At 47.2% G+C, this 1,604-nt stretch carries 2 protein-coding genes; both read left to right on the top strand.

Annotation, left to right across the window (positions count from 1 at the left end; all coding sequences use genetic code 11):
• Positions 1–18 precede the first annotated feature (18 nt).
• A complete protein-coding gene (gene groES / locus F6K49_RS47385) occupies positions 19–330 on the top strand; it encodes a co-chaperone GroES (RefSeq protein ID WP_008180318.1) in 312 nt (103 codons plus the stop codon).
• Between the two features lie 112 nt (positions 331–442).
• A partial coding sequence (groL, locus tag F6K49_RS47380) for a chaperonin GroEL (RefSeq protein ID WP_293109473.1) occupies positions 443–1,604 on the top strand: 1,162 nt, incomplete at its 3' end.

Genomic DNA, 1,604 nt, shown 5'->3' with positions numbered 1-1,604 from the left:
TAGAGAGGAAAAACTGATATGGCAGCTGTAACTCTGAGTGTTTCCACCGTTAAGCCCTTAGGGGATCGAGTTTTTGTTAAGGTAAGCGCCGCTGAAGAAAAAACTGCTGGCGGTATCCTACTACCGGATAACGCTAAGGAAAAGCCTCAAGTTGGGGAAATTGTAGCGACCGGACCTGGGAAGCGGAACGATGATGGTTCTCACGCTGCTCTCGAAGTCAAAGTAGGGGACAAGGTACTTTACTCCAAGTACGCTGGTACCGATATTAAGTTAGGCAACGAAGAGTACGTTTTGTTGTCAGAGAAAGACATCTTGGCAGTCGTCAGCTAACACCTTGAAGGTGAGTAAACAGCAAACAAGTTGAACCCTTAAATTTTCAACCTTTTACCTTCAACCTTTTACCTTCAACCTTAATAACCCTTAGGAACTGAATTCAAAACCTATGGCTAAGCGCATTATTTACAACGAAAATGCTCGTCGCGCCCTAGAAAAGGGAATGGACACTCTGACTGAAGCTGTAGCTGTCACCCTTGGACCAAAAGGTCGCAACGTAGTGTTAGAGAAGAAGTTTGGTGCTCCTCAAATTGTTAATGATGGTGTCACCATTGCTAAAGAGATTGAACTGGAAGACCACATTGAAAACACTGGTGTTTCTCTGATTCGGCAAGCAGCTTCAAAAACCAATGATGCTGCTGGTGATGGGACTACAACAGCTACAGTACTAGCTCATGCTGTGGTCAAAGAAGGCTTGCGCAACGTTGCTGCGGGTGCTAACCCAATCGCGTTGAAGCGGGGTATTGATAAAGCTACTGCGTTTCTGGTAGACAAGATTGCTCAACATGCCCGTTCAGTAGAAGACTCTAAAGCCGTTGCCCAAGTTGGTTCTATCTCTGCGGGTAACGATGAGACTGTTGGTCAGATGATTGCTGACGCAATGGACAAAGTGGGCAAAGAGGGCGTGATTTCCCTTGAAGAAGGGAAGTCTATGACCACTGAACTAGAAATTACCGAAGGGATGCGCTTTGACAAAGGCTATATCTCTCCCTACTTTGCTACTGACACTGAGCGGATGGAAGCAGTTCTAGAAGAACCTCACCTCCTGCTCACTGACAAGAAAATTACCCTGGTACAAGACCTGGTGCCAGTACTCGAGCAAGTGGCTCGTTCTGGCAAGCCGTTACTGATTATTGCTGAGGACATTGAGAAAGAAGCCCTGGCAACCTTGGTGGTCAACCGCCTACGGGGTGTTTTGAATGTAGCAGCTGTCAAGGCTCCTGGCTTTGGCGATCGCCGTAAAGCTATGCTGGAGGACATTGCTACCCTAACTGGTGCACAAGTAATCACCGAAGATGCAGGTCTAAAGCTTGACAACGCCAAGCTGGAAATGCTGGGTAAATCCCGTCGTGTGACCATAACTAAGGACAACACTACTATCGTTGCTGAAGGTAACGAAAATGCAGTGAAGGGTCGTTGTGACCAAATCCGCCGTCAGATGGACGAAAGCGATTCTTCCTACGACAAAGAAAAACTGCAAGAGCGATTAGCTAAGCTGGCTGGTGGTGTCGCAGTGATTAAAGTGGGTGCTGCGACAGAAACGGAAATGA

The organism is Moorena sp. SIO3I6 (assembly GCF_010672095.1).
This window is presented reverse-complemented; position numbering and strand designations above follow the sequence as displayed.